The organism is Pseudorhizobium banfieldiae (genome assembly GCF_000967425.1).
Taxonomy (GTDB): domain Bacteria; phylum Pseudomonadota; class Alphaproteobacteria; order Rhizobiales; family Rhizobiaceae; genus Neorhizobium; species Neorhizobium banfieldiae.
In genome coordinates this window covers 4,196,009-4,219,911 of record NZ_FO082820.1, presented here as the reverse complement: position 1 = coordinate 4,219,911, position 23,903 = coordinate 4,196,009, and the positions used below count along the sequence as shown (strand labels likewise).

General features: G+C 62.3%; 26 protein-coding genes. 24 read left to right on the top strand and 2 right to left on the bottom strand.

What is annotated here, in order from left to right; translation table 11 throughout:
• Window positions 1-203: 203 nt before the first annotated feature.
• The 10 genes from dnaN (at window position 204) to NT26_RS23040 (ending at window position 8,690) form a co-directional block, all read left to right on the top strand.
• On the top strand, window positions 204-1,322 hold the full coding sequence (gene dnaN, locus NT26_RS20330) for a DNA polymerase III subunit beta (RefSeq protein WP_052641545.1): 1,119 nt from the start codon (window positions 204-206) through the stop codon (window positions 1,320-1,322).
• A gap of 123 nt (window positions 1,323-1,445) precedes the next feature.
• On the top strand, window positions 1,446-2,039 hold the full coding sequence (gene pmtA / locus NT26_RS20325) for a phospholipid N-methyltransferase PmtA (protein WP_052641543.1): 594 nt from the start codon (window positions 1,446-1,448) through the stop codon (window positions 2,037-2,039).
• Between the two features lie 6 nt (window positions 2,040-2,045).
• A complete protein-coding gene (locus NT26_RS20320) occupies window positions 2,046-2,645 on the top strand; it encodes a histidine phosphatase family protein (RefSeq protein ID WP_052641541.1) in 600 nt (199 codons plus the stop codon).
• Window positions 2,632-3,324 carry an orotidine-5'-phosphate decarboxylase gene (gene pyrF / locus NT26_RS20315; RefSeq protein WP_052641539.1) on the top strand — a complete coding sequence of 231 codons (693 nt, stop codon included), beginning with the start codon at window positions 2,632-2,634 and terminating at the stop codon, window positions 3,322-3,324. Before NT26_RS20320 ends, pyrF begins: the two co-directional genes overlap by 14 nt.
• A gap of 26 nt (window positions 3,325-3,350) precedes the next feature.
• The gene (locus tag NT26_RS20310; protein ID WP_052641537.1) at window positions 3,351-3,638 is read left to right on the top strand and encodes a DUF1330 domain-containing protein; all 288 of its coding nucleotides are present in this window, start codon (window positions 3,351-3,353) and stop codon (window positions 3,636-3,638) included.
• A gap of 97 nt (window positions 3,639-3,735) precedes the next feature.
• Window positions 3,736-4,716: a complex I NDUFA9 subunit family protein gene (locus tag NT26_RS20305; RefSeq protein ID WP_052641535.1), complete on the top strand. Its 981-nt coding sequence runs from the start codon at window positions 3,736-3,738 to the stop codon at window positions 4,714-4,716.
• Window positions 4,717-5,223: 507 nt separating this feature from the next.
• On the top strand, window positions 5,224-6,357 hold the full coding sequence (locus NT26_RS20300) for a TRAP transporter substrate-binding protein (protein WP_052641533.1): 1,134 nt from the start codon (window positions 5,224-5,226) through the stop codon (window positions 6,355-6,357).
• An 83-nt stretch (window positions 6,358-6,440) separates the two neighbouring features.
• Window positions 6,441-7,025: a TRAP transporter small permease subunit gene (locus tag NT26_RS20295; protein ID WP_052641531.1), complete on the top strand. Its 585-nt coding sequence runs from the start codon at window positions 6,441-6,443 to the stop codon at window positions 7,023-7,025.
• A complete protein-coding gene (locus NT26_RS20290; RefSeq protein WP_052641529.1) occupies window positions 7,022-8,440 on the top strand; it encodes a TRAP transporter large permease in 1,419 nt (472 codons plus the stop codon). The genes NT26_RS20295 and NT26_RS20290 overlap by 4 nt, the downstream gene beginning before the upstream one ends.
• An 82-nt stretch (window positions 8,441-8,522) precedes the next feature.
• Complete coding sequence (locus NT26_RS23040) at window positions 8,523-8,690, top strand: hypothetical protein (RefSeq protein ID WP_172974115.1); 168 nt, start codon at window positions 8,523-8,525, stop codon at window positions 8,688-8,690.
• A 4-nt stretch (window positions 8,691-8,694) separates the two neighbouring features.
• Here the strand turns inward: NT26_RS23040 and NT26_RS20285 are convergent, their stop codons facing one another.
• Window positions 8,695-9,501 (bottom strand): undecaprenyl-diphosphate phosphatase, encoded by an 807-nt coding sequence (locus tag NT26_RS20285; RefSeq protein ID WP_052641527.1) that lies wholly within the window; start codon window positions 9,499-9,501, stop codon window positions 8,695-8,697.
• Window positions 9,502-9,658: 157 nt separating this feature from the next.
• Here NT26_RS20285 and NT26_RS20280 point away from each other — a divergent pair, with 157 nt between their 5' ends.
• From NT26_RS20280 to NT26_RS20215, 14 genes are all read left to right on the top strand, one after another.
• Window positions 9,659-10,351 carry a glutathione S-transferase family protein gene (locus NT26_RS20280; protein WP_052641525.1) on the top strand — a complete coding sequence of 231 codons (693 nt, stop codon included), beginning with the start codon at window positions 9,659-9,661 and terminating at the stop codon, window positions 10,349-10,351.
• The gene (queG, locus tag NT26_RS20275; RefSeq protein WP_052641522.1) at window positions 10,332-11,507 is read left to right on the top strand and encodes a tRNA epoxyqueuosine(34) reductase QueG; all 1,176 of its coding nucleotides are present in this window, start codon (window positions 10,332-10,334) and stop codon (window positions 11,505-11,507) included. The genes NT26_RS20280 and queG overlap by 20 nt, the downstream gene beginning before the upstream one ends.
• Window positions 11,507-12,391 (top strand): SDR family oxidoreductase, encoded by an 885-nt coding sequence (locus tag NT26_RS20270; RefSeq protein WP_052641520.1) that lies wholly within the window; start codon window positions 11,507-11,509, stop codon window positions 12,389-12,391. The genes queG and NT26_RS20270 overlap by 1 nt, the downstream gene beginning before the upstream one ends.
• Window positions 12,392-12,756: 365 nt before the next feature.
• Window positions 12,757-13,161, top strand: coding sequence for a septal ring lytic transglycosylase RlpA family protein (locus NT26_RS20265; RefSeq protein WP_162197800.1), 405 nt, complete (start codon window positions 12,757-12,759; stop codon window positions 13,159-13,161).
• A 76-nt stretch (window positions 13,162-13,237) separates the two neighbouring features.
• Complete coding sequence (locus NT26_RS20260) at window positions 13,238-14,536, top strand: RsmB/NOP family class I SAM-dependent RNA methyltransferase (RefSeq protein WP_052641516.1); 1,299 nt, start codon at window positions 13,238-13,240, stop codon at window positions 14,534-14,536.
• A gap of 120 nt (window positions 14,537-14,656) precedes the next feature.
• Window positions 14,657-15,934: an imelysin family protein gene (locus NT26_RS20255; RefSeq protein WP_052641514.1), complete on the top strand. Its 1,278-nt coding sequence runs from the start codon at window positions 14,657-14,659 to the stop codon at window positions 15,932-15,934.
• 42 nt (window positions 15,935-15,976) lie between these two features.
• Window positions 15,977-17,515 carry a di-heme oxidoreductase family protein gene (locus tag NT26_RS20250; protein ID WP_052641512.1) on the top strand — a complete coding sequence of 513 codons (1,539 nt, stop codon included), beginning with the start codon at window positions 15,977-15,979 and terminating at the stop codon, window positions 17,513-17,515.
• Window positions 17,515-18,621: an imelysin family protein gene (locus NT26_RS20245; protein WP_052641510.1), complete on the top strand. Its 1,107-nt coding sequence runs from the start codon at window positions 17,515-17,517 to the stop codon at window positions 18,619-18,621. The genes NT26_RS20250 and NT26_RS20245 overlap by 1 nt, the downstream gene beginning before the upstream one ends.
• 2 nt (window positions 18,622-18,623) lie before the next feature.
• Window positions 18,624-19,709: a DUF1513 domain-containing protein gene (locus NT26_RS20240; RefSeq protein ID WP_052641508.1), complete on the top strand. Its 1,086-nt coding sequence runs from the start codon at window positions 18,624-18,626 to the stop codon at window positions 19,707-19,709.
• 41 nt (window positions 19,710-19,750) lie between these two features.
• Complete coding sequence (locus NT26_RS20235) at window positions 19,751-20,203, top strand: TspO/MBR family protein (RefSeq protein ID WP_052642424.1); 453 nt, start codon at window positions 19,751-19,753, stop codon at window positions 20,201-20,203.
• A gap of 70 nt (window positions 20,204-20,273) precedes the next feature.
• Window positions 20,274-20,717 carry a PaaI family thioesterase gene (locus NT26_RS20230; RefSeq protein ID WP_052641506.1) on the top strand — a complete coding sequence of 148 codons (444 nt, stop codon included), beginning with the start codon at window positions 20,274-20,276 and terminating at the stop codon, window positions 20,715-20,717.
• Complete coding sequence (locus NT26_RS20225; protein WP_052641504.1) at window positions 20,714-21,352, top strand: 5'-methylthioadenosine/S-adenosylhomocysteine nucleosidase; 639 nt, start codon at window positions 20,714-20,716, stop codon at window positions 21,350-21,352. The genes NT26_RS20230 and NT26_RS20225 overlap by 4 nt, the downstream gene beginning before the upstream one ends.
• A gap of 40 nt (window positions 21,353-21,392) precedes the next feature.
• On the top strand, window positions 21,393-22,970 hold the full coding sequence (gene guaA, locus NT26_RS20220) for a glutamine-hydrolyzing GMP synthase (protein ID WP_052641502.1): 1,578 nt from the start codon (window positions 21,393-21,395) through the stop codon (window positions 22,968-22,970).
• A gap of 17 nt (window positions 22,971-22,987) precedes the next feature.
• Window positions 22,988-23,293: a hypothetical protein gene (locus NT26_RS20215; RefSeq protein ID WP_052641501.1), complete on the top strand. Its 306-nt coding sequence runs from the start codon at window positions 22,988-22,990 to the stop codon at window positions 23,291-23,293.
• Window positions 23,294-23,297: 4 nt separating this feature from the next.
• Here the strand turns inward: NT26_RS20215 and NT26_RS20210 are convergent, their stop codons facing one another.
• The gene (locus NT26_RS20210) at window positions 23,298-23,864 is read right to left on the bottom strand and encodes a methylated-DNA--[protein]-cysteine S-methyltransferase (protein WP_052641498.1); all 567 of its coding nucleotides are present in this window, start codon (window positions 23,862-23,864) and stop codon (window positions 23,298-23,300) included.
• Window positions 23,865-23,903 lie beyond the last annotated feature (39 nt).

Here is a 23,903-nt window from a genome sequence, read left to right as displayed (position 1 = left end):
CAGGCGGGCAAGCGGAGCGTCGCGAAGTTTTCCCTGTGAATCATGGCAACAAGTTCCCATTCGCGCCGGTGGCGGCCCTTCCGGCTCTTGCTTTCTAGGGGAATGTTCTGCCATTTTGCGCCTCCACATCTCCCGGCCCTGCGGCCGGCAAACATGCGGACGCCCCGTTCCTGCCGGCGTCCCGGTCAGAAGCGGTAGCGTCCATGCGTATTACTCTTGAGCGGTCCAATCTCCTGAAGTCGCTGAACCATGTCCATCGTGTCGTGGAACGTCGCAACACGATCCCGATCCTGTCGAACGTGCTCCTGCGCGCTTCCGGCGCCGACCTGGAGCTCAAGGCGACGGACCTCGACCTGGAGATCACCGAGGCGGTTGCAGCCATGGTCGAACAGCCGGGTGCCACGACCGTGCCAGCGCATCTCCTCTATGAAATCGTCCGCAAATTGCCGGAGGGATCGGAGGTCCGTCTGGCGACCAATCCGGACGGCGGCTCGATGACGGTGCAGTCGGGACGCTCGAAGTTCTCGCTGCAGTGCCTTCCGGAGGCGGACTTCCCCGATCTTACCGCCGGCAGCTTCAGCCATACTTTCAAGCTGAAGGCGACCGATCTGAAGATGCTGATCGACCGCACCCAGTTCGCCATCTCGACGGAAGAGACACGATACTACCTGAACGGCATCTTCTTCCACACGATCGAGGCCGGCGGCGACCTGAAGCTGCGTGCCGTGGCGACCGACGGACATCGGCTGGCCCGCGCCGATGTCGAGGCACCCTCAGGTTCGGAAGGCATGCCGGGCATCATCATTCCGCGCAAGACCGTCGGCGAGCTTCAGAAGCTGGTCGACAACCCCGACCTGATGGTCACGGTCGAGGTCTCCGACGCGAAGATCCGCCTGACGATCGGCTCCATCATCATGACGTCGAAGCTGATCGACGGCACATTCCCCGATTACCAGCGCGTCATCCCGACGAACAACGACAAGGAGATGCGCGTCGACTGCCAGAGCTTCACCCGCGCCGTCGACCGCGTATCGACAATCTCGTCGGAGCGAGGCCGTGCCGTGAAGCTGTCGCTGGCCGATGGGCAACTGACGCTTACCGTAAACAATCCCGATTCCGGCAGCGCGACGGAAGAGGTCGCAGTAGGCTATGAACACGATCCGCTGGAGATCGGCTTCAACGCCAAGTACCTGCTCGACATCACCGCGCAGCTTTCAGGCGAGGATGCGGTCTTCATGCTCGCGGACGCGGGCTCCCCTACCCTGGTGCGGGACACCGCGGGCGATGACGCGCTCTACGTCCTGATGCCGATGCGGGTCTGACACAGAAAAAGCGGCTGGGAAACTTGCCGCTTTTTTGCTGTCGTTGTCCAGATGCGACATTCCGCCTTGTTTTTGCGTCATTGACCCCACATAAGCCCTTATGGATCAAGGAGGAGAGACCTGATGGAATTGCGACTGAAGGAAAGGCTGGGCCGGAAGTTCGACGAGGAGATCAGGTTCTTCAAGGGCTGGATCGACGGCCCCAAGAGCGTCGGGGCCATATTGCCGACTTCAGCGGTCACCGCGCGTCGCATGGCGAGCGTCATCAATCCGGCTTCAGGCCTGCCGGTTCTTGAACTCGGACCCGGCACCGGCATCATCACCAAGGCGATCATCGACCGCGGCGTGGCGGCGGAGAATATCGTCTCGATCGAGTATTCGACCGATTTCTACCAGCACCTCAAGCGGACGATCCCTGGCGTCAACTTCATCAACGGCGACGCCTTCGACCTGGACACGACACTTGGTGACTGGAAGGACCGCAAGTTCGATGCGGTGATTTCGGCGATCCCGATGCTGAGCTTTCCGATGGAGAAGCGCATCGCGCTGCTGGAGGACCTGCTCGACCGAATGCCGCCCGGCCGCCCTGTTGTCCAGATCACCTATAGCCCGGTATCTCCCATCGACGCCCGCCCTGACCGGTTCCATATCCGCCACCTCGACTTCGTCGTCCGCAACATCCCGCCGGCGCAGCTCTGGGTCTACAGCCGGGGCTAGCTCGCCATGTTCGGCGTCTATGTTACCCATCCCCAAGTGAACATCGACCCGCAGGTTCCCGTTCCGCAATGGGGGCTGTCGGAAACCGGCAGGGCACGGGCGAACGAGGCTGCCCAGAGCGCTTGGGCTGCCACTCTTCAACGCATCGTTTCGAGCGATGAGAGGAAGGCAGTGGAGACGGCCGAACTGCTGGCCCGTGTCTCCGGTGCGGCCGTCGAGGTTGCCGCCGACATGTACGAGAACGACCGCAGCAGTACCGGCTTCCTGCCTCCCGCCGAGTTCGAGAAGGCGGCTGACTGGTTCTTCGCCCACCCAGACGAGAGTTTCCATGGGTGGGAACGCGCAATCGATGCGCAGGCACGGATCGTCAAAGCGATCGATCGGATCCTGGCGGACCATGATCCGGAAATCCCGATTGCCTTTGTCGGGCATGGCGGAGTGGGGACGCTCCTGAAATGCCATCTCCAGGGCGTGTGGATTTCGCGGGACCGCGACCAGCCGGCCGGCGGCGGCAATCTCTTCGCCTTCTCCCTTGCAGACAGAATCGTGACATGCGACTGGACGGCTATGGAACAATGGAAGGGGTTCGAACATGCACGCGCGTAACCGCCTGATCGTTGGCCTCGATATCCCGACCGTCGGTGAAGCGGAAAAGATGGTCGCCACGCTGGGCGACACGGTTCCCTTCTACAAGATCGGATACCAGCTCGCGTTTGCGGGCGGCATCGAGTTCGCCCGCGACCTCGCGAAGGACGGCAAGAACGTCTTTCTCGACATGAAGCTTCTCGACATCGACAACACTGTTGCGAAGGGCGTCGAAAACATCGCCACGATGGGAGTGACGATGCTGACAGTGCATGCCTATCCGAAGGCCATGCGCGCCGCAGTCAAGGCCGCCGAGGGCTCAGGCCTCTGCCTTCTCGCGGTGACCGTGCTGACGTCCATGGACGACGCCGACCTGCTTGAGGTGGGTTACCAGGCGGATGCGCGTACGCTGGTCATGCGTCGCGCCGAACAGGCGCTCGCAGCCGGGATGGGGGGTATCGTCTGCTCGGCGGAGGAATCGGCGGCGGTGCGCAAGATCGTCGGATCGGACATGGCAATCGTCACGCCGGGGATTCGTCCGGCCGGCGGCGATGCCGGCGACCAGAAGCGGGTGATGACCCCGGGCGATGCACTGCGTGCCGGCTCAAGCCATCTTGTCGTCGGCCGTCCGATCGTCAAGGCAGCGGATCCGCGCGCGGCCGCCCGTGCGATCCTCGCTGAGATGACGTCCGCGCTCTAGATTTCAAACCGTAAGGAGGAACCCGCATGCCCAAGGCCTATTGGATTGCCAGAGTCGATGTTCGCGACCCGGAGCGCTACAAGGACTACGTCAGCACGGCGAAGCCGGCATTCGAACGGTTCGGCGCCAACTTCCTGGCACGTGGTGGACAGTTCGTCGAGCTGGAAGGCAAGGCGCGGGGCCGCAACGTCGTGATCGAGTTTCCCTCGGTCCAAGCGGCGGTGGACTGCTACAATTCGCTGGAATACCAGGCGGCGGCCAAGATCCGGCAGGAATGTGCGGACGCCGAAATGGTCGTCGTGGAAAGCGTCTGACACTCGTCAACTGCAGCACTTCTTCCGCTTCCCGTTGAAGAACATTTGGTCTAAGAGACCGCTGACAACCCGACCATCACAGTTCCCGGAGCCACCCATGTCCGTGTCCAACCTGCCGCCCCTCGTCACCGTGTTCGGAGGCTCGGGCTTTGTCGGACGACATGTGGTTCGCAGCCTCGTGAAGCGGGGCTACCGTATCCGGGTGGCGGTGCGGCGTCCGGACCTCGCCGGCTTCCTTCTGCCCTATGGTTATGTGGGCCAGATTGCGCTGGTGCAGGCAAATCTGCGCTATCGATATTCGGTGGACCGTGCGGTCGAAGGCGCATCCTTCGTCGTCAATTGCGTCGGCATCCTCTTCGAAAGCGGGCGCAACTCCTTCAATGCGGTGCAGGACTTCGGCGGAAGGGCCGTGGCCGAAGCGGCACGCGCCGCCGGTGCCAAGCTGGTACATGTCTCGGCCATCGGCGCCGACAGGGATTCCGACTCGAGCTACGCGCAGAGCAAGGGTCGCGCAGAAGCCGCAATCCTCGATACGGTACCGGACGCAGTGATCCTGCGCCCCTCCATCGTTTTCGGACCGGAGGACAGCTTCTTCAACAAGTTTGCCGGGATGGCCAAGATGTTCCCGGCGCTGCCCCTGATCGGCGGCGGCAAGACGAAGTTCCAGCCGGTCTACGTGGAGGATGTCGCCAAGGCGGTGGCGCTCGGCGTCGACGGCGTCATCCCCGGCGGCCGCATCTACGAACTCGGTGGGCCGGAGGTGCTGACGTTCCGCGAATGCATGGAAATCGTTCTGCGGACGACCGCGCGCAAGCGGCCGCTGATCTCTCTCCCCTTCCCCATCGCCTCGATGATCGGCAGCGTCGCCTCGCTGATCCCCCTCATCAAGCCGCCGATCACCAGCGATCAGGTCGCGCTGCTGAAGAAGGACAACGTCGTCTCGGAAGAGGCGATTCGCGATGGCCGAACCTTGGAGGGCATGGGTATCCGTCCGACGCATCTCACGTCCGTCGTGCCCTCCTACCTCGTCCAGTATCGTCCGCAAGGCCAGTTCACCAACAGCGGCAAAGCGGCCTAGGGCAAGCGGCCTGAGGCAATCTCCTGCCGGTGATGCAGGCCTGCTCGGCGCCGCCTGTGGCACGAACGCCCCACTCGGTCTTGCGTTGAGCATTAACGCGGGATTCAGCAAGTTCCTCTATTGAAAATCCTGCAGGCGGTTCATACACGGCTGCAGCGAAATTACGCTTCAATCACATTGTCTGAAAGGCATTTCTCCATGGGCAAGCCCATCGCACTGTTTTTTGCGTGTGCGGCACTGACGATCCTCGTCGGCTCTTTCATCGCCCCGGAAACGGGCGCGGCAGGCGGCGGCAAGTGCGCTCCGGCCTATGGAGTAGATCCTTGCGCAACGGGCTCAATACCGGGCGCCTCGACGCGCTGAGCGTCAACAATTCTCCGGCATCCTGTCCCACCGGCACGTCAATTTGAAGCTGACGTGTCCGTAGCGTATTGCTGTCCGAAAGTTTTTCCTCAATACTGATCTTGGGAGAAGGGCAAAAGCCCGCCCAAATGGGAGGAGAAATCAATGGATAAGCCTGAGAAGAAGGCGCATACGCGCCGTTCGTTCCTGAAGATCAGCGCAACTGCAGGCGGAGCAGCCGCTGGCACTCTTGCGGCACCGGCCGTGCTGGCACAATCACCGATCGTGATGAAGATGCAGACGTCGTGGCCGGCGTCGGACATCTGGATGGATTTTGCCCGGCAGTTCACCGAACGTGTCGACGCAATGTCGGGAGGACGGCTGACGGTCGACCTGCTGCCAGCGGGCGCAGTCGTAGGCGCATTTCAGGTTCTGGACGCTGTCCATGACGGCGTCATCGACGCGGCCCACTCGGTTCCCGTCTACTGGTACGGCAAGCACAAGGGCGCATCGCTGTTCGGCACCGGTCCGGTCTTCGGGGGCTCTGCCACGACCATGCTGTCCTGGTTCTATGCCGGCGGCGGTGCCGAGTTCTACCGGGAACTGCAGCAGGACATCCTCGGCCTCGAGGTCGTGGGCTACCTAGGCTTCCCGATGTTCGCCCAGCCCTTCGGCTGGTTCAAGAACGAAGTCAACGCTGTCAGCGATATCAACGGGTTGAAGTACCGCACCGTCGGTCTCGCCGCCGACCTGATGCAGGCGATGGGCATGTCCGTTGCACAGCTTCCAGGTGGCGAGATCGTCCCGGCGATGGAACGAGGCGTCATCGATGCTTTTGAGTTCAACAATCCGTCGTCCGACTTGCGCTTCGGTGCGCAGGATGTCGCGAAGAACTACTACCTCTCTTCGTACCACCAGGCGTCGGAATCCTTCGAGTTCCTGTTCAACAGAGGCTTCTATGAGGATCTCGAGCCGGACCTCCAGGCCATCGTGAAGTATGCTGTCGAGGCGGCGTCCACTGCCAACACCGCGTCGGCGATGGACAACTATTCGGCCGACCTCCGGAAGCTGGAGGAGGAATCCGGCGTCAAGGTCCATCGGACTTCTCAGGATATCCTCGATGCCCAGATTAAGGCATGGGACGACTTGATCGTCGAACTGGAGAAGGATGCCTTCATGAAGAAGGTCCTCGACAGCCAGCGTGCCTGGGTTGAGCGGGTTACCTATTACGAGCTGATGAACTCTCCGGACTACCAGCTCGCCTACAACCACTACTTCCCGAACAAGCTCAAGCTCTGAGCCGTTCTTGACCGCAAGTGGTAATGCCGGCGGGTGCAGTCGCGCCTGCCGGCCCCTCTCCCATCAGGAAGACGTTCACGTCGATGATCGCATTCATCCGGTTCGCCGACGGGCTGTCGGCATGGTTCGGCAAGGCCTTCGCCTGGCTCATCCTACTGATGACCTTTGGCACGAGCTATGAGGTCTTCGTCCGCTATATCGTTGGTCGCCCCACCCCTTGGGCCCTCGACGTCTCTTTCATCATGTACGGTACGCTGTTCATGATGGGAGGCGCTTATACGCTCTCCCGCGGCGGACACGTCCGAGGCGACTTTCTTTATCGACTCTGGAGACCGAGAACGCAGGCGACAGTCGACCTGGTTCTCTATATCTTCTTCTTTTTTCCGGGTGTCACGGCCCTGATCTTCGCAGGCTGGAAATATGCCTCGCGATCCTGGGGCTATGGCGAAGTCAGCGTCAACAGCCCGGCGGGCATTCCGATTTACCAGTTCAAGACCGCCATTGTCGCGGCCGGCATCCTCCTGTTCATCCAGGGCATCGCCCAGGTCTTCCGCTGCATCCAGTGCATACGGGACGGCTTCTGGATCGAGGCGGAAGAGGACGTAGAGGAAACTGAAACGCTCCTGATCAAGGAAAAGAAAAACGAGCTGTCAGGAGACCAGGCATGACGGATCCCCAAGTCGCACTCCTGATGCTCGGCCTCTTCATCTTCGTGGTGTTTCTCGGGTTTCCGATTGCCTTCACGCTCATGGCAATGGGAATTGGTTTCGGCTACTACGCCTATTTCGAGCCCAGCCGCATGTGGCGCGCCTTCAACCGGCTGGACGAAACGGCAGGGTGGTGGGACAGCACCAGCCTGTGGATCGAGGGCTTCTTCAATAACCGGGTCTTCGATCTCTTCATCAACCAGACCTACACCGTGATGGCGAACGACGTCCTGACAGCCGTGCCATTGTTCCTGTTCATGGGCTATATCGTGGAACGGGCGAACATCGTCGACCGTCTGTTCAGCACGTTGAATATCGCCTCGAAGAATATTCCAGGATCGATGGGTGTTGCTGCCCTCGTCACCTGCGCACTCTTCGCGACGGCAACCGGCATCGTGGGGGCAGTGGTAACCCTGATGGGCCTGCTGGCGTTGCCGGCAATGTTGAAGGCGCGCTACGACCACTCCTTCGCGACCGGCATCATCTGCGCCGGGGGAACGCTCGGTATCCTGATCCCGCCGTCGATCATGCTGATCGTCTATGCGGCAGCGTCAGGGACATCGATCGTGCGCCTCTACTCGGCAGCCCTGCTGCCAGGCCTCACGCTCGTGGGGCTTTACCTCATCTATATCGTCGGGCGCTCGATCCTGCAGCCAAGCGTCGCGCCGAAGCCGACGGCCGATGAAGTGCCGGATGTGCCGTTCTTCAAGCTCACCTTGATGATCGTGACCTCGTTCCTGCCGCTCGCAATCCTCATCCTTGCGGTCCTGGGTTCGATTCTTTTCGGGCTGGCCACGCCCACAGAAGCCGCCGCGATTGGAGCGCTCGGCGGCATGGTGCTTGCAGTCGCCTATCGGGCGATGAGCTGGGACCGTCTCCGACAAAGCGTCTATCTCACCGTTCGGACAACGGCGATGGTCTGCTGGCTCTTCGTCGGCTCCTACACCTTCTCCTCCGTCTTCTCCTACCTCGGCGGGGAGCACGTGATTTCCGAATTCGTGCGAGGCCTGGATCTGACGCCCTTCCAGTTCCTGCTGCTGGCGCAGCTGATCATCTTCCTCCTGGGCTGGCCGCTGGAGTGGTCGGAGATCATCATCATCTTCGTACCGATCTTCCTGCCGCTCCTCGACATGTTCGGCATCGATCCGCTGTTCTTCGGAATATTGGTGGCGCTCAACCTGCAGACCTCGTTCCTGACACCGCCGATGGCGATGTCAGCCTATTACCTGAAGGGTATTGCGCCGCCGGAGGTGCGACTGACGCAGATCTTCAAGGGCGTACTGCCCTTCGTGGCCATGGTCTTCATCAGCATGGCGCTGATGTACACGTTCCCGCAGATCGTGTTCTACCTGCCGCAGCAGTTCTATGGGCGATGAAATCGCTCTCCGCCGGTGCCTGCAGCCGGCGGAGACAGGCTCAATGGGGTCCCTCGGGACCGATCGATAAAAGGAGTGGCCGATGCTAGACCGTCTTCTCGCCTTGCTGGGGTTCTCCGTGCTCTGCGGGTTCCTTGCCATCCTCGTCTGGAAGGTGCCCCGCGCAGACCTTATCGTGCTGGTGGCCATCACCATTGCCATGGCCGGCTACGACCTCTTCTTCTACCACGGGCGCGACGACCACGGCTGAGTCGTCAGCCAAAGATCAACAGCCCGACCAGGCCGGCCGTTCCGACGGCAATCCGCCACCAGGCGAACGGCGCATAGCCGCGGCTTGAAACGAAATCCAGAAGAGAGCGGACTACCACCAGCGCCATAACGAAGGCCGCGATGAAGCCGATGGCGATGACGATGCCATCATCGAAGCGGATAAGATCCCGGTTCTTGTAGAGATCGAGGGTGAACGCACCGAGCATTGTCGGCATGGCGAGGAAGAAGGAGAATTCCGCCGCCGACCGCTTGTCGGTCCCCATCAGCAGCGAGCCGACGATGGTAGCACCGGACCGCGAGGTTCCGGGAACCATGGCAAGGCACTGGAACAGGCCGATCTTGAAGGCAAGCGACGGCGGATAATCCATGATGTCCGTGTATTTCGGCCGAATTGCCATGCGATCCACCGCAAGCAGCACGAAGCCGCCCAGGATGAGCACGATGCAGATCAGCATCGGCGTCTCGAACAGGATCGTCTTGATGAAGTCATGGGCGAGCGCCCCGATGACCGCAGCCGGCAGGAAGGCGAGCAGGACCGTCAGTACGAAGCGCCGTGCCTTCCCGGACGTCGGCAAGGCCATGGCGATCTCCCAGAGCTTGCGGAAGTAGACGAGCAGGATCGCCAAGATGGCGCCCAACTGGATAAGCACCGCAAATGTGTTGCCGGGCGATTCGAAGCCGAGGAAGTGACCAGCCAGAAGAACATGTGCCGTCGACGACACGGGGATGAACTCCGTCAGGCCCTCGATTATGCCCAGTACGAGAGCGCTGATGATCGATTGTTCCGGCATTCTTCACCCTTTGTTTGATGGTCGGTCGGCAGGATCCGGAACTCATGGTGGCTGTCTGCTTGCCATGCCCCTTACCAAAACCGTATAGCTGGGCTATTGCGGCGCCTCGAGAAACGGCCAGCCCCTCCTATACAAAAATTGTAAAGCTCACGTATCGATGCCTACGCTCTTCCATCACCCGATGTCTTCCAGCTCGCGCTTCGTCCGGCTTATCCTGTCGGAGTACGGTTTTCCAGTGGAGCTGATCGAAGAGCAGCCATGGGAGAAGCGCCGGGAATTCCTGGCGCTCAATCCGGCCGCGACGCTTCCCGTCTATGTCGACGACAGCATGCGCGCCCTCTGTGGACCCGCCGTGCTGATGGAATTCCTGGACGAAACGCACGGCGTCCTGAAGCGTGACCGGAGGCTCTTTGCGGAAGACCCTTTCCAGCGGGCCGAGATCCGGCGGCTGACGGAGTGGTTCCTCGCCAAGATGGAGCAGGATGTGACCCGCCCTCTGGTACGCGAGCGTGTCTACAAGCTGCAGATGACCGCGGCGCAGGGCGGCGGAGCACCGGACTCGAAAGCACTTCGGACCGCGCGTTCCAATATCCGGCAGCACATGAAGTACCTTTCCTGGCTTGCCGGCTCGCGCCCCTGGCTTGCAGGCGACCGGTTGACATATGCCGATCTCGCTGCGGCCGCATGCATCTCGGTCCTGGACTATCTCGGCGAGATCGACTGGGCCGAGACGCCGATTGCGAAGGAATGGTATCAACGCCTAAAATCCCGCCCCTCCTTCCGGCCGCTGCTGGCCGAGAGAGTGCGCGGCCTGACACCGGTTTCCCACTATGCGGACCTCGACTTCTGAGATCACGGCAGACCGTCCCGATGCCCAAGTCCGGCGTCGGGAGAAGCTGACTGCGTTCATCAAGGCGGAAGCCGTGGCGCAAGGCTTCGACCTCTGCCGCATCACCCATGCCGGCAGCATTCCGGAAGCTCCCAAACGTCTGGAGGTCTATCTCTCGGATGGCCATCACGGCACGATGGAGTGGATGGAGGAAACGCGCGACCGACGCAGTGATCCGCGAACGCTCTGGCCTGACGTCCGCTCGGTCGTCATGTTCGGACTGAACTACGGCCCTGATGAAGACCCTCGCGCGCTGCAAGAACAGAAGGGCCGCGGCGCGATATCGGTCTATGCCCGCAATCGCGATTACCACGATGTCATCAAAGGCCGCTTGAAGGAGATCGCCACGCGCTTCGCCGCTCGGGCTGGTGAGGACGTCAAGGTCTTCGTCGACACTGCGCCGGTGATGGAAAAACCGCTTGCTGCCGCAGCCGGTCTTGGGTGGCAGGGCAAGCACACCAATCTCGTCAGCCGCAGCCATGGTTCCTGGCTCTTCCTCGGCAGCATGTTCACGACTGCCGATCTCGACATCGACGAGCCGGAGATCGACCATTGCGGCTCCTGCCGCGCCTGCCTCGACGCCTGTCCGACAGCCGCCTTTCCTGCCCCCTACCGGCTCGATGCACGCCGCTGCATCTCCTATCTGACGATCGAGCACAAGGGACCGATCGATCCTGAGCTTCGGCCACTGATCGGCAACCGCATCTATGGCTGTGATGACTGCCTGGCCGCCTGCCCCTGGAACAAGTTTGCTGTCAGTGCATCGGAAATGAAGCTGAAGGCCAGGGAGGACCTGAAGGCACCGCCGCTTTCCTTCCTGCTCACGCTCGACGACCCGCAGTTCCGCAGCTTCTTCAGCGGCTCCCCGGTCAAGCGCATCGGACGGGACCGCTTCGTCCGCAATGCTCTGATAGCGGCGGGAAATTCCGGTGATCGGACACTGATCCAACCGTGCCTGAAGCTGGCGGAAGATTCTTCGCCGGTGGTTCGCGGCATGGCCGTGTGGGCGCTCAAGCGGCTCATGCCGCCGCAGGAGTTTGAGCAGCTCGCTCTTTTGCGAAAAGAGGAGCGGGACCCCTATGTCCTGGATGAATGGCAGTTGGCAGGAGCGGCGTGATGCGAATGATGGTCTTCGGGTGCGGCTATTCGGGCAGGGCCATCGCGCGGGCAGCCATGGAGACCGGTGCGAAGGTCTTCGGCACGAGCCGGACCGGCGAGAAGGCGGAAGCATTGGCTGCACAAGGTGTCGAAGCTTTCGTCTTCGATGGCACGGCCATTGATCAACCCTTGGAGCATGCGCTGTCGCAGGTCACGCATCTGGTCCAATCGATACCGCCGGGTGCGGGCGGGGACCCTGTGCTTGGCCTTGCAAGCGACCGTCTGGCGACGCTCTGCCCCAGGCTCACATGGGTGGGTTATCTCTCGACCATCGGCGTCTATGGCGACCAGGCGGGCGGCTGGGTCGATGAGGAAACGCCCTGCAACCCCGCCCCCGGCCGTTCCCGGGAAAGGGTCGAGGCCGAGCAGGCCTGGCTCGCCGCGGGCGAGGCGATCGGCGTGCCTGTCGCGGTGCTGCGGCTTTCCGGCATCTACGGACCAGGCCGCAATGCCTTCGTCAACCTCAAGCGCGGCACCGCGCGCCGGATCGTCAAGAAGGATCAGGTGTTCAACCGCATCCGGGTGGAGGACATAGCGCGTGCCGCCCTTTTTCTGGCTCAGTCCGGCCACGGCGGCATTTTCAACGTCACGGATGACGAGCCGGCGGCACCCCAGGACGTCATTGCCGAAGCTGCGCGGCTGATGGGGGTCGAGCCGCCCCCCGAGCAACCGTTCGAGACCGCAGAGATGACCGCGATGGCACGCTCCTTCTATGGCTCGAACAAGCGCGTCTCCAATAAGCGGATCAGCGATCTGGGCTTTCAGTTCCTGTACCCGGACTTCCGCATGTCTCTCAATCACCTGTGGGTGAGCCGCACATGGGGTGGCGAGCTTCCGCTTTGAAGCGGATGAAATATTCATCCGGTCGGCATTCGGGAGACGAAAAAGGCGCCCTCACACCCGTTTCCCGTCTAAAGATTTCGTCTGATCTGATGTGCGGGGCATCCTCAGCAAAAAAATTTCAGGCCATTTCGTGAAGTTCCCGCTGCGGGCCCGGGCCTGAAACTCAGTTTCAATTCAAGCTTGTTTTACAGGGTCTTTTACCACTCCTCTTCTTAAACCCGCCATTTTCATAGCTCCGAATGCAATCCAATTTATTACATTATGTAACATTCCGTGATCATGTTGCGCACTTTTTCGCCAATTTTCACCCCGCTTAACCGTTCCCGCACGCCATGTGCCGACATCCATCGACGGGGACGACAGACTTGACGACAATTCGAAACTCGATTTTCGCCGCGGCTGCCTTTGCTGCCTTTGCAACTTTCGGCACTGCATCCGCTCACGCTGCGCCCGGCTGCGGCCACGCCTCCTGGTATGCTTTGACGTCGAAGACGGCCTCCGGGGAGCGTATGAACCCGGCCAAGCTGACTGCGGCACACCGTTCGCTGCCTTTCGGCACCAAGGTGAAGGTGACCAACAAGCGAAACGGCAAGAGCGTGATCGTACGCATCAACGACCGCGGGCCGTTCATCAAGGGCCGCATCATCGACGTATCCAAGGCTGCGGCACAGAACATCGGCATGGTCCGCTCCGGAACGGCACAGGTTTGCTACCAGATCGTCGATGCCGGCAATGGCAAGGCCTCCGGCAAGGGTGTCAAGGGCGGCTGAGGCGACTCGCACTTGCTCTTGCCGTCGATGATGGTTAGGACCCGCGTATACGGGTTCAACCGGAGCGGAGACTGACATGCGATTGGGCGGACGGCTCAGCGGAGCCATCGATGTGCTGAGGGACATCGAAGACAGAAGGCGCCCTGTCGCGGATGCGTTGAAGGACTGGGGCCTGGCTCATCGTTTCGCCGGTTCCGGCGATCGTGCCGCAATCGGCAATATTGTCTACGACGCGCTGCGCATGCGCCTGTCGCATGCGTTCGTGATGGACGACGATGGGCCGGCGGCCCTCGCCTATGCGGTCCTCATCCGGCAGTGGGGGTTGACGCCTGAAGCCCTTTCCGCCGAGTTCGCCGATGACCGCTTCGCTCCGCAGCCCCTCACCGAGGCGAATCTCGCGGCCCTTTCCTCCCGTAATCTCGACGATGCACCCCTGCATGTGCAGGGCGACATCCCGGGCTGGACCCAGCCGGCCTTCGAAGCCGCATTCGGCGAAGACTGGCTGGCGGAGGCCAGGGCACTGGCGGAACGTCCGACCCTTGATCTGCGCGCCAACACGCTGAGGGCATCACGCGACAAGGTCGTGAAGGCGCTCGACCGCTCCGGAGCCATCCAGGCGCCGATTGCCCGCAACGGGATCAGGATAGCCGCCGGAGAAGGAGCGTCGCGGCTGCCGAACGTCACCGCCGAACTTTCGTTCCAGAAGGGCTGGTTTGAGGTGCAGGATGAGGGGTCCCAGATCGTCTCCGAGCTGGTTCAGCCGCCCGAGCACGCCCAGGTGCTCGATTTCTGCGCCGGCGGCGGCGGCAAGACGCTGGCCATGGCAGCGGCGATGAACAACAAGGGCCAGGTCCACGCCTATGATGCCGACCGCAAGCGGTTGGCGCCTATCATCGAGCGGCTTCGCCGCGCCGGCACCCGCAATGTCCAGGTTCATGACGATGCTCGCCAGCTCGATCAGTTCAGGGAGAAGCTGGATGTGGTACTGGTGGATGCGCCCTGCACCGGCACGGGCACCTGGCGCCGGCGCCCGGATACGAAATGGCGGCTGACGCCGCGCAATCTCGAGGAACGCGTTGCGCAACAGCAGGAAGCGCTTGGCGAGGCGGCTGCCTTCGTCAAGCCTGGTGGTAGCCTCGTATACGTCACCTGCTCGGTCCTGCCAGAAGAGAATGATAGTCAGATCGAGCGCTTCCGCGAGACACACCCCGAATTTTCTCCCGAACCCGTCTTGCAGAACTGGAACGGCCTGTTCGGTGGCGACACACCGCGTCCCCGCAGCCGCGACGGAAAGATGTTGACGCTGACCCCGGCCAGCACCGGCACGGATGGTTTCTTCTTCTGCCGGATGCGCCGGCAGCCCTCCGCGGATTGACAGCCGTCAAGGGAAAGACAGCATTTCAAACCGTTCTAAACTAGATCATTTGACACCAGTTTTCATTTGCGCCATGCACGTCCGGCGCAGCCGAGGGAAGAGGCTGCCAAAGGAGGGACCATGATTCGCAAGACATTCTTCAGCGCGACCTTCGCGCTTCTGGCCGCCTCAGCGGCCTTCCCGGTGGCGTCGGCTGCCGCTGCGACGGAGCCGGCTGCTGTCGTGCAGCATTATGCCGAGATGGCGCACGCCAAGTTCGAAGACTCCTTGATGACGGCCAAGGCGCTTGATGCGGCCATCGACGCACTGATCGCGCAGCCGAGCGAGGAAACGTTGAAGGCCGCACGCGAGGCCTGGATTGCTGCACGGGTTCCCTACCAGCAAAGCGAAGTCTACCGCTTCGGCAATCCGATCGTGGACGAGTGGGAAGGCAAGGTGAATGCTTGGCCGCTCGACGAGGGTCTGATCGATTACGTCGATGCTTCCTACGGCACCGAAAGCGACAGCAATGCCCTCTATGTCGCCAACGTGGTTGCCAACCCGAAGCTCAGCGTGAACGGCGAGGAAATCGACGCCAGCAGCATCACGCCTGAGCTGCTTCGCAGCCTGCATGAGGCCGGCGAGATCGAAGCCAATGTCGCGACCGGCTACCATGCGATCGAATTCCTGCTTTGGGGCCAAGACCTGAACGGCACCGATGCCGGCGCCGGCAACCGGTCGCACACGGATTTCGACACAGCCAATTGCACCAACGGCAATTGCGACCGGCGCGCAGCCTATCTGAAGGCCGCATCGGAACTGCTGATCTCCGACCTGGAGGAGATGGTTGCCGCCTGGGCGCCGGAAGGTGAGGCTGCCAAGGCCGTGACCGCCGATCCGCAGGCCGGCATCCGCGCCATGCTGACCGGCATGGGCTCGCTGTCCTACGGGGAACTTGCCGGCGAGCGCATGAAGCTCGGGCTGCTGCTCCACGACCCCGAAGAAGAGCATGACTGCTTCTCCGACAACACGCATGCCTCACATCTCAACGATGCCATCGGCATCGCTTCGGCATACACAGGCGAGTACACCCGTGCCGACGGCACGAAGATGACCGGTCCATCGCTGTCGGACCTGGTTGCTGCCAAGGATGCGGCGCTCGATGCGGAAGTGAAGGCAAAGCTCGACACGACGCTTGCCGCCATGAACGCCATGGCCGAACGGGCAGAAGGTGGCGAAGCCTATGACCAGATGATCGGCGAGGGCAATGCGGAGGGCAACGCCATCGTCCAGGCGGCGATCGACGGACTGATTGATCAAACCCGCTCGATCGAACGCGTCATTGCGTCGCTGGACCTCGGCGCGATCGCGCTTGAAGGCTCCGACAGCCTTGATAATCCTGACGCCGTTTTCCAATAAGACACGAGGAAGGCCGTCCCGCCCGGACGGCATGTACCACCGATGAGAGCGCTCAAAGCCAACCTTTTTCTGTTGCCGATCCTGTCGAGCGCTCTCCTTCTGACTCCGCTGGTGGCGGTTTCTGAAGACACGCGCTTTCCGAATGAACGCACCGATCTCTCGCCAAAGGACAGGAAGCGCGTCGCCAGCGTGACACGCGTCACCGAAGATTTCTCCAAGGCCGAGAACTTCGAGACCATGCAGGGCGGTGCGGCGACCACCAAGGCGATCGTCAACGGGGATGCATTCTCCCATTTCTCGGCCAATCTCACCTTCGCGGAGGAGGAGGAATTCAAGCTCGGCAACGCGCTCTTTCGCAAGCTGTGGGTTTCCTCGCCCTCTTCGACCCAGGCCTCAGATGGGCTAGGTCCGCTGTTCAACGCCCGGGCTTGCCAGAGCTGCCACCTGAAGGACGGCCGTGGGCATCCTCCTGAAGGTGCGGCCGACGCAACCTCCATGTTCCTCCGGCTCGCCCGCCCGGCCCGAACGGAAGAGGAGAAGACGCTCATTGCCCGCCACGAGGCGCTGAACTTCCCCGACCTAACTTACGGCAAGCAGTTGCAGGACCTTGCCGTCCCCGGGCTGAAGTCCGAAGGGTCCATGGCGATCTCCTATGAGGAGGTCCAGGTGGCGCTTGCGGAAGGCGAGGTCGTGTCGCTACGCAAGCCGACCTATTCGGTGAAGGACCTGAACTACGGTCCGCTGGACCCGGACGTGACCCTGTCGCCGCGGATTGCTCCGCCGATGATCGGCATGGGCCTGATCCAGGCGATCCACGAGGCCGATATCCTCGCTAATGCAGATCCGGATGATGAGGACGGCGACGGCATCTCCGGCAAGCCTTCCCTGGTCCGCGACCATCATACACGGGAACTGAAGCTCGGGCGTTTCGGATTCAAGGGGCAGAACGCTTCTGTCCGCGACCAGTCCGCTTCCGCCTTCGTCGGCGATCTCGGCATCTCCAATCCGGATGCTCCGTTTCATCACGGCGACTGCACGAGCGCCCAGACCGACTGCTTTGCGCGGGCGTCGGGCGTGCAGGAGCGGCTGGGTGATACGGAGGCGCCCGATCCGGTTCTGGAACTCGTAACCTTCTACTCCGAGAACCTCGCTGTCCCCGCCCGTCGTGAACCGGGAGATACCAAGGTTCTCAAGGGCAAGGAACTGTTCTACCGATCGGGCTGCGTCTCCTGCCACACTCCGAAGTTCGTGACCCGCCGCGACGCGGAGAACAAGGCGCATGCCTTCCAACTGATCTGGCCCTATTCCGACTTCCTGCTGCACGACATGGGCGAAGGCCTGGCGGACGGGCAGCAGGTCGGGATCGCCGATGGGCGGGAATGGCGCACGCAGCCGCTCTGGGGCATCGGCTTGACGGAAACGGTCAATGAGCACACGTTCTTCCTCCATGACGGCCGGGCCCGCAATCTCACCGAGGCGATCCTCTGGCATGGTGGCGAGGCCGAGGCTGCCCGCGATGCCTTTGCCTCCCTCAACAAGGACGATCGCACTGCGCTGCTTGCCTTCCTGGAGTCGCTTTGATGCTGAAAGCCCTTTCCACCGCCGCCCTGGGAGCTCTCGCGTTCGCATCCGTGGCCGTGGCGCAGGAAGAGGCCATCAGTCCCACTTTTCCGGAACCGGAAGCCATCCGGCAGGTCGTTGAAAAGGCCGTCGACGGCTTCATCCGGGAGGGCTACCGTGGCTTCCAGCTTGCAGCGGGTGATCTCGCCGAAGGTATGGCATCGCTCTGCAGCGCGCCTTCGCCGGCTTCACTTGCTGCCGCGAAAAATGGTTTTGCGAAGGCTGCCCGAAGCTGGGCGAGGATCGAGATCGTCCGGACCGGCCCCGCCATCGAGGAAAACCGCCTTGAGCGCATCCTCTTCTATCCGGACCGCAAGAGCACCGGCCTGAAGCAGGTTCAGGCGCTGCTGGCGAAGCCGGACGAGGCGGCGACGGAGGTCGCGAGCCTGAAAGGCAAGAGCGTCGCCATGCAGGGCTTCGGCGCCCTGGAGTTCGTGCTCGCCGGCACGGGTTCCGAAAGCCTGAGCGGCCCTGAGGGAAATTTCCGCTGCCGCTATGGCCGTGCGGTGGCGCAGAACATTAAGCAGATCGCTTCCGAGCTGGTGGCGAAGTGGGATGCAGCGGACGGTATCCAGCACCACTGGCAGAACCCAGGGCCAGACAATCCCCTGTTCCGGACGGAACAGGAGGCGATGACGGCACTGCTCGGCATTCTGGTCCATGGTGCCGAGATGGTGCGAGACCAGCGGATCGAGACCTTCTACCGAGGCGAGGACAAGTCGGCTTTTCCGAAGCAGGCGATCTTCTGGCGCTCACAGAACACCTGGACGATGGTGGCAGGCAACCTGGAGGGCCTGCGGGACCTCATCCGGGTATCTGAACTTGTCGACCTGCTTCCTTCCGACCAGCATTCCATCGTCGGCTCCATCGATTTCGTCCTCAAGTCGATAATGGGGGTGGTCGAGGAGATGAATCCCGACATCGAAGCCGCCGTCGCCGACACTGCGGGGCGGCAGAAGCTCGATTTCCTGCTGGTGAACGGCCGCGACCTGATCGACCGGCTGAACGACCAGTATGGCGGCGCGATCGGCCTGACGTCCGGCTTCTCTTTCTCGGACGGAGACTGAGGATGGCCTGGCGGAGCGACCTCATCGACCGCCGCAGTTTTCTGAGAGCCGCCGGCGTCGGTTTTGCGGCAGCGCTTGGACCGCACTCGCTGATGGCGCTCGAACGAAGCGATGCCGTCTATGCCTCAGGCTTTCGTGCGCCGGATGGCTCCTTCGGCCTCGCGACCGTCTCCGAACGCGGGGAGATCATCGACCGCACCCTCCTCCCCGCCCGCTCCCACGGCATGGCCTTCAGCCCGACAACCCGTCGGCTGGTTGCCTTTGCCCGCAGGCCCGGGACCTTCGCCCTGGTGACCGATCCTTTCGGCAGGATGGAACCCATCGTCCTGTCCGCGCCCGAGGGGCGCCACTACTATGGCCATGGCGCCTTTTCTCCGGACGGGCGCCTGCTCTATGCCAGCGAGAACGACTTCTACGGCAATCGCGGCATGATCGGCATCTATGATGCGGCAGACGGCTTCCTCCGTATCGGCGAGTTCGACGCGCACGGCATCGGCACCCATGACATGACCGTCTCGGACGACGGTACAATGCTGGTGATCGCCAATGGCGGCATTCAGACCCATCCGGATTTCGGCCGAACGAAGCTCAATCTCGACCACATGGAGCCGTCGCTGGTGCTGCTTGGGGCGAGCGACGGCCGGCTCATCCAGAAGCATGCGCTGCCGCCGGCGCTGCATCAATTGTCCACCCGCCACATCGCTCTGGGAGACCACGGGCGGATCTGGTTTGCCTGCCAATGGGAGGGTCCGCGCAATGCCTGGCCGCCGCTTGTCGGGCACCTTGGACGGGGGGAGGATCTGACATTCACACCACTACCGGCGCACGTGACCGACGGCCTTGCCAATTACGTGGGAGCGATCGCCGTCAACCGGCGCGATGGCATCGTCGGGCTGACCTCACCGAAGGGTGGCCTGGCAATCAGCCTCGATGCGAGGACCGGCGAAGTCGTGCGGGAGCAGGCGATCGTCGACGCCGCAGGCATCGCACCGTCAAACACAGGTTTTGCAGTCTCCTCCTATCGCGGCAGTTTCAACGACAGCCGTAGCCCGGTCGCCTGGGACCAGCACATCGTGCGGCTCGCGTGAGAGGACTGGCGCAACGCGACCTGTGACCTATGTTCCCGCCCATGAAGAAAGCGCTCACCTACATCCTGTTCATCGCCGTCATTGTCGGGCTCGGCGCCCTCAGCGGCGTCAGCAACATGCCCGGCGAGTGGTACCAGTCACTGGAGAAGCCGTTCTTCCAGCCACCGCCATGGATCTTCGGCCCGGTCTGGACCACGCTCTACGTGTTGATCGCGATTGGCGGAGCGCGCACCTGGCTTCAGGCACCAGCCTCGGGACGCATGCAGGTCTGGTTCATGCAGATGATCCTGAACTTTCTCTGGTCACCTGCCTTCTTCGGCTACCAGAGCCCGATCCTCGGTCTGGTCGTGGTCATCCCGCTCCTCGTCGCCATCCTTGCCTTCATCCGCCTCAGTTGGAACGCCGACCGGGTCTCCGCCTGGCTCTTCGTGCCCTATGCGGCCTGGGTCACCTTTGCGACGCTGCTCAATCTCTCCATCGCCGTCCTGAACTGACCGGAAACCTGCTCCTGCTTGCTTGGCAGTCGACGGCATGCCAATTTCGCATTCGCGAAGAGGGTACGAGATGGATGACACCGACGATTTCCGCGAGCGGATCAGGCAGAGCTTCGGTCGCCAGCCGGCGATGGAGACGATAGGTGCCACGCTTACCCGCATCGAGCAGGCGATGGTCGAGATCGAGTTGCCGTTCGACCCTAAGCTGACGCAACAACACGGCCTCCTGCACGGCGGCATCGTCTCCACTGCCCTCGACACGGCATGCACCTATGCAGCCTTCTCCGTGATCCCGGTGGACGCTTCGCTGCTGACGATCGAGTTCAAGGTCAATCTCATGTCGCCCGGTCGCGGCGAACGCTTCCTCTTCCACGGTGAGATCACCAAGCCCGGCTCGACCATCATCGTCGCGGACGGCCGTGCCTATGCGATCAGCGACGGACCGGCGAAACTGATCGCATCGATGACGGCAACGATGATGGTGGTGCGCGGTCGGGAGGACATCGTCGGATGAAAGTTCACCTGACCCGGGCGAGCGGCAAGGCCTTGCTGTTCGTGATGGCGGTGGACGCGGAGTATGGCGAGCATCTGCGCCAGCGGATCGTTCCACTGATGACGGGCGTCGGTCCGGTCGAGGCAGCCGTCGTCTTGACTCATGCCCTCACGCGGCTGGAAGCATCGGGTGACCGCCCCGATCTGGTTGTCTCCCTTGGATCTGCCGGTTCGCGTAGCCTGGAGCAGACAGGCATCTATCAGGTCGCCTCCGTTGCCTACCGCGACATGGATGCTTCGCCGCTGGGCTTCGAGAAGGGCAGGACACCGTTTCTCGATCACCCCGCAACGATCGAACTCCCTCACCGTATCCCTGGCATTCCCACGGCCGCGCTCTCCACCGGAGGCAGCATCATTTCGGGTCCTGCCTATGACGGGATCGAAGCGGACATGGTGGACATGGAAACCTTCGCCCTGCTGCGAAGCTGCCACCGGTTCGGTCTTCCGCTGATCGGCCTTCGCGGCATCTCCGACGGCAAGGAGGATCTCAGGCATGTCGGGGACTGGACGGAATACCTGCATGTGATCGACGAGAAGCTCGCCGTCGCCGTCGATCGCCTTCTCGATGCCCTGGAGAGCGGCGAATTGAACCCCTGACGCAGTTGCGCCGACGCCAAAGTTTCTCTAAAGGCTCGCCATGACCCAGATCGCCCATCCCGACAGCATCCTCATCATCGATTTCGGCAGCCAGGTGACGCAGTTGATTGCGCGCCGCATCCGCGAGGCCGGGGTCTATTGCGAGATCCACCCGTTCCAGAACGCCGCTACGGCCTTCGAGAAGATGCAGCCGAAGGGCGTGATCTTCTCCGGCGGTCCGGCCTCGGTGACGGCGGAAGGCAGCCCGCGGGCGCCACAGGCGGTCTTCGACTCCGGAGTCCCGATCCTCGGCATCTGCTACGGTCAGCAGACGCTCTGCACCCAGCTCGGCGGCGTCGTCGAGGGCGGCCATGCGGCGGAGTTCGGCCGTGCCGATCTCGAGGTGAAGGCAGCAAGCCCGCTGTTCGAGGGCTTCTGGGAAGTCGGCGGACGCTATCCCGTCTGGATGAGCCACGGTGACCGGGTCACCAAACTCCCCGAGGGTTTTGAAGTCATCGCGACGTCGGAGAATGCGCCCTTCGCCATCGCCGCCGACGAGAGCCGCCGCTACTACACCACCATGTTCCACCCGGAAGTGGTGCATACGCCGGACGGCGCAAAGCTGCTGTCCAACTTCGTGCACAAGATCGTCGGCCTGAAGTCAGACTGGACCATGGCTGCCTATCGCGCCGAGATGATCCGCAAGATCAAGGAGCAGGTCGGCTCCGAGCGGGTCATCTGCGGCCTTTCCGGCGGCGTCGATTCATCCGTTGCGGCGGTGCTGATCCACGAGGCGATCGGCGACCAGCTGACCTGCATCTATGTTGACCACGGCCTGATGCGCCAGGGCGAGAGCGAGCAGGTGGTCGGCATGTTCCGCGACCATTACAACATCCCGCTCGTCCATGTGGACGCATCCGACCTCTTCCTGACGGAGCTCGCCGGCGTCACCGACCCGGAAGTCAAGCGGAAGACGATCGGCCGCCTGTTCATAGAGGTCTTCGACGCCGAAGCGACGAAGATCGCCGAGGACGGCAAGGGTGCCCCGAAATTCCTGGCACAGGGCACGCTCTATCCGGACGTGATCGAAAGCGTCTCCTTCTCCGGCGGCCCCTCCGTCACCATCAAGAGCCACCACAATGTCGGCGGCCTCCCCGAGCGGATGAACATGCAACTCGTCGAGCCGCTGCGCGAGCTCTTCAAGGACGAGGTTCGCGCGCTGGGCCGCGAACTCGGATTGCCGGATTCGTTCATCGGCCGCCATCCCTTCCCGGGCCCGGGCCTCGCGATCCGCTGCCCCGGCGCCGTGACGCGCGAAAAGCTCGACATCCTGCGAAAGGCGGATGCCATCTATCTCGATGAGATTCGTAAGGCCGGCCTCTACGACACGATCTGGCAGGCCTTCGCCGTGCTGCTTCCGGTCCAGACAGTCGGTGTCATGGGCGACTACCGCACCTATGATTTCGTCTGCGCCCTGCGCGCCGTCACCTCGGTCGATGGCATGACAGCGGATTTCTACCCCTACGACATGAACTTCCTCGGCCGCACCGCCACCCGCATCATCAACGAGGTGCGCGGCATCAACCGAGTGGTCTACGACGTAACGTCGAAGCCGCCCGGCACGATCGAGTGGGAATAGGCCGGCGTAGAGACAACATGCATCTCGTCCAGATCCTGCTGCCGACGACCGACGCATCTACCTCGCCATTCCCGCCCGAACTCTTCGCTTCCGTTCGCGATGAACTGACCCGCAAGTTCGGGGGGATCACCTTTCATCGCAGTGCTCCGGCTGAAGGCCTCTGGCTCAGTGACGATGGCGTGGAAAAGGATGCCATCGTTACGGCCGAGGTCATGGTGGATGCGATCGAGCGCGAGTGGTGGGCACATTTCCGCGCGGATCTGGAGCGGCGCTTCGATCAGGACGAAATCGTCATCCGCGCCCTTCCGATCACCCGCATCTAAGCCACTAGAAGGCGAAGGCCTGTTGGGATGAATCCCTGGCGCCGAGCCGTACCCCCTCCAGTTCCAGCATGCGCATCTTCGTGTCGGAGCCGCCGGGAGCCGAAAAGCCACCAAGCCTGCCACCGGCAGCCAGCACGCGATGGCATGGAATGATCAGGGGAATCGGATTGTTCGCCATCGCCTGACCGGCCCTTCGCGCCGCCTCCGGCCCCGCTCCGATTGCCTTCGCCAGGGCGCCGTAGCTGGTGGTCTCACCCCAGCCGACCCTTCGAAGAGCAAAATAGATCTCGCGGAAGAAGGCATCCTGTTCGGCCAGATCGAGGCGCAGCGCGGAAAACTCGACGGGTGAACCAGCGAAGTAACGGCGGGCGGCTTCGATGACAGCCTTGATCTCGGCCGATGGAATGTCCGGCGCCCCTTGGGGCAGGCGGCGCAGGATCATCCGCTCCACTACGTCGGCACTTGCCATCGGCAGCTGCAAGCGGCTGATCCCGGCCTCGCTCCAGGCGATCGCGCAAAAGCCCGCCGATGTTTCGAAGACATGATAACGATGGCAGGGCACGATGTTCATCCTCCGTTCCTCCAGAGGATCGTCCTGTTTTCGCCGAAA

Bases quoted from the DNA above. Each gene is read 5' to 3' on its own strand.
- NT26_RS20210 (WP_052641498.1), bottom strand. From the start codon at position 23,864: ATGAACATCGTGCCCTGCCATCGTTATCATGTCTTCGAAACATCGGCG.
- NT26_RS20320 (WP_052641541.1), top strand. From the start codon at position 2,046: ATGTTCGGCGTCTATGTTACCCATCCCCAAGTGAACATCGACCCGCAG.
- NT26_RS20280 (WP_052641525.1), top strand. From the start codon at position 9,659: ATGCCTACGCTCTTCCATCACCCGATGTCTTCCAGCTCGCGCTTCGTC.
- dnaN (WP_052641545.1), top strand. From the start codon at position 204: ATGCGTATTACTCTTGAGCGGTCCAATCTCCTGAAGTCGCTGAACCAT.
- NT26_RS20260 (WP_052641516.1), top strand. From the start codon at position 13,238: ATGCGATTGGGCGGACGGCTCAGCGGAGCCATCGATGTGCTGAGGGAC.
- NT26_RS20270 (WP_052641520.1), top strand. From the start codon at position 11,507: ATGCGAATGATGGTCTTCGGGTGCGGCTATTCGGGCAGGGCCATCGCG.
- NT26_RS20295 (WP_052641531.1), top strand. From the start codon at position 6,441: ATGATCGCATTCATCCGGTTCGCCGACGGGCTGTCGGCATGGTTCGGC.
- NT26_RS20230 (WP_052641506.1), top strand. From the start codon at position 20,274: ATGGATGACACCGACGATTTCCGCGAGCGGATCAGGCAGAGCTTCGGT.
- NT26_RS20215 (WP_052641501.1), top strand. From the start codon at position 22,988: ATGCATCTCGTCCAGATCCTGCTGCCGACGACCGACGCATCTACCTCG.
- NT26_RS20250 (WP_052641512.1), top strand. From the start codon at position 15,977: ATGAGAGCGCTCAAAGCCAACCTTTTTCTGTTGCCGATCCTGTCGAGC.
- NT26_RS20235 (WP_052642424.1), top strand. From the start codon at position 19,751: ATGAAGAAAGCGCTCACCTACATCCTGTTCATCGCCGTCATTGTCGGG.
- NT26_RS20305 (WP_052641535.1), top strand. From the start codon at position 3,736: ATGTCCGTGTCCAACCTGCCGCCCCTCGTCACCGTGTTCGGAGGCTCG.
- NT26_RS20290 (WP_052641529.1), top strand. From the start codon at position 7,022: ATGACGGATCCCCAAGTCGCACTCCTGATGCTCGGCCTCTTCATCTTC.
- guaA (WP_052641502.1), top strand. From the start codon at position 21,393: ATGACCCAGATCGCCCATCCCGACAGCATCCTCATCATCGATTTCGGC.
- pmtA (WP_052641543.1), top strand. From the start codon at position 1,446: ATGGAATTGCGACTGAAGGAAAGGCTGGGCCGGAAGTTCGACGAGGAG.
- NT26_RS20310 (WP_052641537.1), top strand. From the start codon at position 3,351: ATGCCCAAGGCCTATTGGATTGCCAGAGTCGATGTTCGCGACCCGGAG.
- NT26_RS20245 (WP_052641510.1), top strand. From the start codon at position 17,515: ATGCTGAAAGCCCTTTCCACCGCCGCCCTGGGAGCTCTCGCGTTCGCA.
- NT26_RS20255 (WP_052641514.1), top strand. From the start codon at position 14,657: ATGATTCGCAAGACATTCTTCAGCGCGACCTTCGCGCTTCTGGCCGCC.
- NT26_RS20225 (WP_052641504.1), top strand. From the start codon at position 20,714: ATGAAAGTTCACCTGACCCGGGCGAGCGGCAAGGCCTTGCTGTTCGTG.
- queG (WP_052641522.1), top strand. From the start codon at position 10,332: ATGCGGACCTCGACTTCTGAGATCACGGCAGACCGTCCCGATGCCCAA.
- NT26_RS20285 (WP_052641527.1), bottom strand. From the start codon at position 9,501: ATGCCGGAACAATCGATCATCAGCGCTCTCGTACTGGGCATAATCGAG.
- NT26_RS20300 (WP_052641533.1), top strand. From the start codon at position 5,224: ATGGATAAGCCTGAGAAGAAGGCGCATACGCGCCGTTCGTTCCTGAAG.
- NT26_RS20240 (WP_052641508.1), top strand. From the start codon at position 18,624: ATGGCCTGGCGGAGCGACCTCATCGACCGCCGCAGTTTTCTGAGAGCC.
- pyrF (WP_052641539.1), top strand. From the start codon at position 2,632: ATGCACGCGCGTAACCGCCTGATCGTTGGCCTCGATATCCCGACCGTC.
- NT26_RS23040 (WP_172974115.1), top strand. From the start codon at position 8,523: ATGCTAGACCGTCTTCTCGCCTTGCTGGGGTTCTCCGTGCTCTGCGGG.